The organism is Variovorax sp. P5_A3, from assembly GCF_056400665.1.
In genome coordinates, this window is sequence record NZ_JBFUKW010000003.1 from 421,774 (window position 1) to 429,212 (window position 7,439).

At 64.2% G+C, this 7,439-nt stretch carries 9 protein-coding genes; 3 read left to right on the forward strand and 6 right to left on the reverse strand.

Annotated features, from left to right (window positions below):
* Window positions 1–23 precede the first annotated feature (23 nt).
* Together AC1D3B_RS07340 and AC1D3B_RS07345 are read left to right on the forward strand one after the other, a co-directional pair.
* On the forward strand, window positions 24–2,003 hold the full coding sequence (locus tag AC1D3B_RS07340) for a hypothetical protein (RefSeq protein ID WP_478189989.1): 1,980 nt from the start codon (window positions 24–26) through the stop codon (window positions 2,001–2,003).
* Window positions 2,004–2,122: 119 nt separating this feature from the next.
* Complete coding sequence (locus AC1D3B_RS07345) at window positions 2,123–3,211, forward strand: ornithine cyclodeaminase (RefSeq protein WP_478189990.1); 1,089 nt, start codon at window positions 2,123–2,125, stop codon at window positions 3,209–3,211.
* Between the two features lie 6 nt (window positions 3,212–3,217).
* Here the strand turns inward: AC1D3B_RS07345 and AC1D3B_RS07350 are convergent, their stop codons facing one another.
* On the reverse strand, window positions 3,218–3,640 hold the full coding sequence (locus tag AC1D3B_RS07350) for a nuclear transport factor 2 family protein (RefSeq protein ID WP_478189991.1): 423 nt from the start codon (window positions 3,638–3,640) through the stop codon (window positions 3,218–3,220).
* On the opposite strand from AC1D3B_RS07350, the gene AC1D3B_RS07355 reads away from it, so the two are divergent.
* Window positions 3,623–4,108, forward strand: a complete 486-nt coding sequence (locus AC1D3B_RS07355; RefSeq protein WP_478189992.1) for a hypothetical protein — start codon at window positions 3,623–3,625, stop codon at window positions 4,106–4,108. The two genes, AC1D3B_RS07350 and AC1D3B_RS07355, sit on opposite strands and share 18 nt — an antisense overlap.
* 602 nt (window positions 4,109–4,710) lie before the next feature.
* Here the strand turns inward: AC1D3B_RS07355 and AC1D3B_RS07360 are convergent.
* The 5 genes from AC1D3B_RS07360 to AC1D3B_RS07380 all read right to left on the reverse strand — a co-directional run bounded on the left by AC1D3B_RS07360 (window position 4,711) and on the right by AC1D3B_RS07380 (window position 7,232).
* A complete protein-coding gene (locus AC1D3B_RS07360; protein ID WP_478189993.1) occupies window positions 4,711–5,502 on the reverse strand; it encodes a hypothetical protein in 792 nt (263 codons plus the stop codon).
* A gap of 159 nt (window positions 5,503–5,661) precedes the next feature.
* A complete protein-coding gene (locus tag AC1D3B_RS07365) occupies window positions 5,662–5,922 on the reverse strand; it encodes a hypothetical protein (protein ID WP_478189994.1) in 261 nt (86 codons plus the stop codon).
* Between the two features lie 147 nt (window positions 5,923–6,069).
* Entirely contained in the window at window positions 6,070–6,573 is a 504-nt protein-coding gene (locus AC1D3B_RS07370) for a CPBP family glutamic-type intramembrane protease (protein ID WP_478190016.1), read from the reverse strand.
* A 93-nt stretch (window positions 6,574–6,666) separates the two neighbouring features.
* On the reverse strand, window positions 6,667–6,891 hold the full coding sequence (locus AC1D3B_RS07375; protein ID WP_478189995.1) for a hypothetical protein: 225 nt from the start codon (window positions 6,889–6,891) through the stop codon (window positions 6,667–6,669).
* A 56-nt stretch (window positions 6,892–6,947) separates the two neighbouring features.
* The gene (locus tag AC1D3B_RS07380) at window positions 6,948–7,232 is read right to left on the reverse strand and encodes a hypothetical protein (protein ID WP_478189996.1); all 285 of its coding nucleotides are present in this window, start codon (window positions 7,230–7,232) and stop codon (window positions 6,948–6,950) included.
* Window positions 7,233–7,439: the final 207 nt, after the last annotated feature.

Below are 7,439 nucleotides of genomic sequence, written 5' to 3' on the forward strand. Positions count from 1 at the left end.
GTCACCCAGCGCCCGGACACGCCATGCCAGCGAAGCCCACGCCGCCGACCGACGCAGCCGCCGAGGCCCCGAAGCCGCGTCTGCCCAAGCAGCCGCCCGAGCCGCCGGATCCGCCGCCGCCGCGCCCGCCCAAGCCGCCGCGTCCACCGCCGCCGCCGCGTCCGCCACCGCAGCCACCACCGCCGGCGCCCACCGGGCCGACTACCGCATCGATCACGAGCTGGACCCGCATCGAGCCGCATTGCCGCGACGATGCCATGCCGACCGGTCCCGGCGCGCGGGTGTTCGATCCGCTGTGGTTCCTGGCGCGCCAGTGGCAGGTCGGCGAGTTCCAGGCCGAGGACACCGGCTCGCCGGTGACGGCTCGCGTGCGGGCGACCAGCGCGATGCTGTCGCGTTGCCACCTTGGCGCCTTGAAGCACGACACACAAGTCCAGGCACCGGCCTATGACCCGATGGCCGTGCCGCTGGAGGTGCATGTCGAGCGCCGCCGCATGCGGGCCGCCGATCCGAACGACGCGCGCATGCTGACGTTGGCCGTCGAGGCCGGCCTGCAGTTCCTGCGCATGCTGGAGGCGCAGCCCTTGTCGAAGAGCTACCGCGCCGCATTGATCCAGCGCTTCGCCCTGCACCCGCTGCCCGCGGCGCCGGCCGATGCCGACCCGGTCGACGAGGCCACGTCGCGATTCATGCAGACCATGGCGGGGCGTGCGCCCGATGCGCGCCGGCTCGCCGACGCCTTCCGCAACGGCGGCGCAGCGCAAGTCGTGGTCGAGGCCGCGCTGAAGATCGCCGTCGGCGACCGCGCCGAGGTGCAGCAGACTGCGCTGGCCTGGCTCGACTGGTACGACGGCCTGGTGCACGAGCCCGCCGCGGCGGGCGACGGGACCGACGATGCCTGGCAGCCTTCGCGCCTGGAGTACGCCGTCTCGGTCGCGGGCCGCCTTTCCGATCGCCCCGAAGACGAATTCGCGCTGACCGCGGCCGAGTTCGACGACGGCCGGCTCGACTGGAGCAGCTTCGATCTGAACCTCGAAGTCCGCATGGGGACCGACGGCGACCGGAAGCTGTCCAGCATTGTCGAGACCACCGTGCCCGCGCCCGTGAGCTTCCGTGGTGCACCCGCGGCGCGCTTCTGGGAGATGGAGGATGCGCGCATCGCCTACGGTTTGCTGCCGGTGGGCCCGACCGACCTCGCGCAATTGATGGTGATCGAGTACGCGGGCAGCTACGGCAACGACTGGTTCGTCGTCCCGGTGACGCTGCCTGTCGGTTCACTGACGCGCGTGGATTCGCTGGTCGTGACCGACACCTTCGGCGTGCGAAGCCTGTTGCGGCCGCTCGGCGATCCGGCCTTGCCGCGGCCCTATTGGTCGATGTGGCAACTGGCTTGCCTCCGCAGGGCGGGCGAGGTGCCCATTGACTTGCCGCAAGCCAATCTCTTTTTCCTGCCGCCCTCGCTTGGTCGCGTCATCGAAGGTGGCGTGCTGGAGGATGTGCTGCTCATGCGAGACGAGATGGCCAATCTCGCATGGGCGATCGAGCGCAGCATCGAGACTCCTGTCGAACAGTCGGTGCAGCGCATCGAATACGAATCGGGAACGGCGGCGCCGTCCGGTCCGGATGCATCGGCAGCGTCGGCGCGCTACGTGTTGTCGTCGACCGTCCCGGGCAACTGGATACCGCTGCTGCCCGTGCAGCTTGCGGAGGAGGGCGGCAAGATCGTCCAGCGACTTCGGCGTGGCGCGGTGCTGCAACCGGACGGTTCGAAGAAGATCCATCCCGCGCAGGGCACGGTGCTCAATGCCGGTACGCAGTTGCTGCTCTACGACGAGGAGGTTCCGCGCGAAGGCGTGCATGTGACGCGCGGGCGGCGCATGGCGCGGTGGATCGATGGGACGAACTGGGTATGGACCTCGTTCCGAAGGCAGGTCGGGAGGGGCGAGGGATCGAGCGGCCTGCGCTTCGACCAGGCGGAGGAGGGAAACGAGGGCGGTGCCTAGCAGAGTGGCAGCGAACCCTGCCGTTTCGCCAGGACGGTGAGCGAAACGCCGCAAGCCTCCGTCTGGCGCTTGCCACGCGCCTTGCGGATACTGGTCCTGCACCAACGCAGGAGCCCGGCATGTCCGCCAATCACCGCCCCGGCATCGTCTACCTCAGCGCCCCCGAGATGATTCGGCTCGTACAGCGCATGGGCCTGTCCGAATGCATCGCCGGCGTGGCCGACCGCATCGAGCGCGATTTCCTGCGCTGGAACGACTTCGACAAGAGCGCGCGCGTTGCCAGTCATTCGGATGTCGGCGTGATCGAACTGATGCCCATCGCCGACGCCAGGCAGTTCGCCTTCAAGTACGTCAATGGCCACCCGGGCAATCACCGATACGGCCTCCCGACCGTCATGGCCTTCGGCGTGCTCGCCGACGTGGCCACCGGCGCGCCGCGCTTCCTGTCGGAACTGACATTGACGACGGCCATCCGCACAGCGGCGATGTCCGCGCTCGCCGCGCGCAGGCTGGCGCGGCCGGACAGCCACAGCATGGCGCTGATCGGCAACGGCGCGCAAGGCGAATTCCAGGCGCTGGCGTTCCGCGACCTGGTGGGCATACGGGAGCTTCGCCTGTTCGACACGGACCCGGCCGCGAGTGACAAGCTCGTCGCCAACCTCAGCGGCCAGGGGCTGCAGGTCCGCATCTGCGACAGCATCTCCGAGGCAGTGCGAGGCGCCCACATCGTGACCACCGTCACCGCGGACAAGACCAACGCGACCATCCTCACGCCCGACATGATCGAGCCCGGCATGCACATCAACGCACTGGGTGGCGACTGCCCGGGCAAGACGGAATTGCATCGCGGCGTGCTCGACAAAGCGTCGGTGTTCGTCGAGTTCGAGCCGCAATCGCGCATCGAAGGCGAGATCCAGCAGATGCCCGCCGACTTCGCGGTCACCGAGTTCTGGCACGTGCTGGCGGGTCATCATCCGGGCCGCGTCGATGCCTCGGAAGTCACCGTGTTCGACTCGGTCGGGTTTGCGCTGGAAGACTTCGGCGCACTCGCCTTCATGCGCGAGACCGCCGAATCGCTGGGGCTGGGCGAGACCCTCGATCTGATGCCGGAAACGGCCGATCCGAAGAATCTGTTCGGCATCTTGCGTGTGCGCAACGACGGTGAAGCATTGCGTGAAGTGGCGCACGCGGCGCTCCAGGCCGCCTGAGCCGGTTCAAGCCTTCGAGACCGGATCGGGCGCGTACTTGTCGCCCACCTCTTCACGCAGGGGATGCGTGTCGTAGACGATGTGCATGCTTGCGATGCGATCGCCGCTCGGCCTGAAGCCGAACACATCCACACAGGTGAAGTCGACCAGCCTGCCATCGTTCAGCGTCCAGTCGTAGCGGAAGTAGGCTGCGATACGGACGGTGTCGCTATCGGGCTGTACCGAGGCGAACAGGTCTATCAGCGTGATGACGCTCTGGCTCGATGCCTGCGCCAATCGGGGAAAGAAGTCGCGCGCCTTCATCGTGCCGAGAAACGGGGAGTGCACCACGCCGTCGTCCTCGAAGGTCGAGACCAGTCCCGCCGTATCGCTTGCATTCAGATGGCGCAGGTAGGTGCGCACCGTGTCCAGTTGAAGCTGATGGTTCATGCGGGGGTTCCTTGTCGGTTTCGCAGTTTCTCGCTCGATGCCCGTGGCTATACTGATCTCGTCGCGTCAAAAAAAGGCGTGATCGGGATTGACGTCCCGCACCACCCCGCTGCGACGCAAGCCGCAATCATTCCGCAAGTGTCTGCGGCTTCGTTGTTCGTGCCTCCCATTTTTTGGCGGCTCGAGCGTGGAGCCGAAAGGCTCGCCGGTTCGCGCAAGCGGGGTACCGGTACGTCAACTCGTTCGAGCCGCCGCCACCAATTGACGTTGGGAGCGGTGGTTTTGGCAAACCCACCCCGCAGCCTCGTATCCCTGTCGAAGGATTCATGCCCAAGCGATCGCCGTCCGAGTCCGCTTGAGATGAAAGCGCTCGTGGCCGTGGTCGAAGCAGAGATCCATCGCTGCTCGCAGGCCGTCGAAGCAACCATTGCGTTGATGATGGACAAGGACGGCACGAACTCGCGCTGATCCTGTGAACTAATGCACACCGGGTATTCCGTTCAGTCGATGGTGTAGGGGGTGGCGCGAGCCTAACGTTGCCCCTGTCGCGCGCCCTTGCGGACGCGCATCGAGACTGACGGCGTGAACGAGGCTCTTCGCCCGTCAACCCCTTCTGGCTGGTCAGAAAGGCGGGGGCGCTCATTGCGCGCGGACCGCCACCAGCCAGCCTTTTGACCTTGCGGTCCGAAGGCGGCCGAGATCTGTAGGAAAGCAGTGAAGATTTCAGTAGCTCCTTAGCGTCGCCGTTCCAAGCGGATGCTACCTTTCAGTGGTTTGGAGCAGGCAAGATTTCAGTTTCCTACGACTACCCCACCTTGGCTCCGTCTAACCTCTAGCGAGGGTCGGGTCGACGGGGGCGCGCCGTTTGAGGCCGGTTCGATTTCCGGTTCAGACTGATTGCAGAAGTTGACCCGCGAGGCGCGAAGGGCGCGGATGGGCCCAAAGCGGCTGTGCGCCGTTCTAGAAAGCGGACGCTCGGGAAACCACTGAGGCGGGCCAACGGAACTCCGGAACCCGACTGCCGTCGCGGGTGGCAGGTCGCCAGTCGTGGCCGCGACCCACATTTCGACCTATGGCATGTCCTCCGAGGGCCGGGCGACTTTCTCGTCAGGTACGCGGCATGATTGCCCCTTCTTCCTGCGGCACTCATGGAATTCGGTGAATGCATCGAGCTTCTTCTCGAGCAATTTCGATTGGCAGTCCTCCTGCCAGACCGCCGGCCAAGAACCGCCGGCGTCTTGCCCCTTGTTCCTGCAGGCGCGCTCAGCGGCGTGCACTACGCGGCCAACTCGATAGTTGGGATTTGCGAGCAGTGCCGACTGCGAGAGCTGACGCTGCAGTTCCGAATTCGCAACTATCATGCAAGCGAGTGAGCCTCGGCCACTCCCGGTGTCGCATGGGTTGTCACGCTCATAGTTCCATCCCGAAGCAGCAAAAACTGTTGCGCCCGTGGCGCGGTCGAGGATGGTGAATTCGCCGAAGCCACCTTCGCGGCGATAGGCCACGCCAACGTCGACCTCCATGCGAAGCGCGTCGATGTCTTTGACCTTGCTTGCACACGGGCCACGTCCGTCGCCTCGTAGCGTAAGCGATACGTGGTACGTGCGCCGGCCCTCTTCTACAGTCTTGACTGATGACGACGAAACTGACGGGCGGAAGTCGCCGCACATTGGAATCGAAATCCTTTCGGCCTCCACGACCATCCGCTCACCGACGACGCCCGGAGGCTGCGACCCTATGAGCATCCATGCACCGCATTGCGGGCAATCCAGCGGGGCTGACTCCTCTGCGGCCCAAGTGCCGGAGGCGTAGAGCGTTGCTGCCGTCAGGACGGTACGTAGGATGCGGCTTGTGAGCTTCATTTGGGTACTGGGCGTTGTTCTTCGCGGCTTGGCGGGCTGCTCGCCCGGCCGCACCCCATAACGTATCGACCGTGTGTGAACCTTGCGCGAAGTCGGTGTGAAGTCCTGAGCGGCGTGACCAACGCCATGCGCGACGGGAACGCCCGCTTCTGGCCGGAATCACGCCTTTGGCAGAGGCTCCCAAGGTATCTTCATCTGGTCGTTTGCTAGCCGAAGAATCTGCAGTGCTTCGTCCCCAACGCGCCGCGGGTAACTGTCCGAGTCGGGCGTCGCCGGCAGAGCAGCACGGTCATTCAAGATGCCGTCAATCATGCCTTGCATCAGGCCGGGCTGCTGCTGCTCAAGGCGTTGAAGAAGGATGTGAAGGATGAAAACGCCGGCATCCCTGCGAGCGTCGCCGTTTTGCGCCATCGCGTCCATGTGCTGGGGGCCTTTCAAACGTTGAGTAGCGCGGATTCTCCCTGACCCACGGAAGACCGCTACTAGCCAACTGGAGTGTTGTCGGGACGGTCCGGTCCTGGCCGCTTTTTGCCGGCCACGTATCGGCTAAGTCCGGGTCGATGACCTTCAATCTGCCAGGCCGAGGGTAAGCAGAACGCACAAGTTTGCCAAACTGTGGGGTATGCCCGCGGCCAAGTACGCACTGGTTCGAGAGTGCTGCCTCCAAGAGATGTAGGCGGCCGAGAACACGAAGAAGCTCCACCCGGTCCCCAAGGCCCGAATTGGACCGTCGAGACCATGCGCGACACCCCACAGAACAGCAGAGACTACTGCCACACGCATCGGCCGCTTGAGGAATCGCTGCAGAATCCATATACCGGCAGCCAGAACCATGGTCTCAACGATTGGCCCCATGAGTACCAGTCTTGCGAGCCAATACCAAGTTAACTGAGGGTCAAAGCTTGGCAACAAGCGGAGCGTGTCCACCCCGGCCAGCTTCAACCCGAGAATGAGTAGCGCGCTGATGAACAGCGAAGGCGCAAGGGCCAGAGGCGCCGCGACCAAGCAAAACCGCCAAAGGGGACGTCGCGGTCTGAACAAGAAACGTTCAACTCGTTCGCTTGTTCTCATCAGCAGGAGGGTGCTTGCACCATCGCCGACCGGAGTGAAGTTTTGAGGACGTTGCGGCAAGCTCTCTCCAATGGGAAACCCGGTCCTGCCCGACTACGGCCACCAACGCGCCGCAAGGACGATGGCGCCCGCGACGGTGAAGAGGCCGATGAATGACAAAGCTTCGTAGTCGAGCCAGTCGGCTTTGCACGGGTGAATCGAGCGAGGATAGCGGCCTAAGGTCACGACCTTGACCAGGAGCCAGCCCGGCCAGAAGAAGACGAAACTGAACAACACATGCTTGAGCACTTGCCAGGTGAATCCTGCCACTGCCTCCATACGTGCCTCCTGCTCAAAATCGCGAAATCGTGGACGGGTCGATGTCCAGCGTGCACTCACCTTGGCGGGCCGCGGGATGGCTGCAGTTGGCTGGCCTCGCCAACCGATTCTTTGGCATGCGCGAAACGGTACCGCCAAGCCAGCAAGCCCAGGCCGACCACCGATATGACAATCGCGACCGCGACCCAGTTCTCTCTGATGAAGCTGAAGGCGGACCAGACGGCAATTGCCGCCAAGACGACCACCATCGCGACTAGCGGAAAGTTGAAGGCAATGGTCTCCAAAGCCCAGAGTGCCACATCGTCTGGTCGGTGTTCCTGAACCTCGTCCTGTTTAGTCATAGCGTGACGTTATCGACTTGCCTCACGTTGTGCAAGCAGGACGAAGGTCCGCAGTTGGCTGCGGATTCAACCGGTCGATGCAACACACTGATGACTGCCGTAGGCAGAAGGAGTGTTGCAGATGGCTTACCGGACGCGGACCTACTACACAGACAGCCAGAAGGCGTTGATGTGGGAGCGATGGAGGCAGGGATGGACCCTCCATCA

Excerpts from the sequence above, each read along its gene's own strand:
- AC1D3B_RS07370 (WP_478190016.1), bottom strand. The coding sequence starts at position 6,573 with ATGAGAACAAGCGAACGAGTTGAACGTTTCTTGTTCAGACCGCGACGT.
- AC1D3B_RS07350 (WP_478189991.1), bottom strand. The coding sequence starts at position 3,640 with ATGAACCATCAGCTTCAACTGGACACGGTGCGCACCTACCTGCGCCAT.
- AC1D3B_RS07375 (WP_478189995.1), bottom strand. The coding sequence starts at position 6,891 with ATGGAGGCAGTGGCAGGATTCACCTGGCAAGTGCTCAAGCATGTGTTG.
- AC1D3B_RS07380 (WP_478189996.1), bottom strand. The coding sequence starts at position 7,232 with ATGACTAAACAGGACGAGGTTCAGGAACACCGACCAGACGATGTGGCA.
- AC1D3B_RS07345 (WP_478189990.1), top strand. The coding sequence starts at position 2,123 with ATGTCCGCCAATCACCGCCCCGGCATCGTCTACCTCAGCGCCCCCGAG.
- AC1D3B_RS07360 (WP_478189993.1), bottom strand. The coding sequence starts at position 5,502 with ATGAAGCTCACAAGCCGCATCCTACGTACCGTCCTGACGGCAGCAACG.
- AC1D3B_RS07365 (WP_478189994.1), bottom strand. The coding sequence starts at position 5,922 with ATGGACGCGATGGCGCAAAACGGCGACGCTCGCAGGGATGCCGGCGTT.
- AC1D3B_RS07340 (WP_478189989.1), top strand. The coding sequence starts at position 24 with ATGCCAGCGAAGCCCACGCCGCCGACCGACGCAGCCGCCGAGGCCCCG.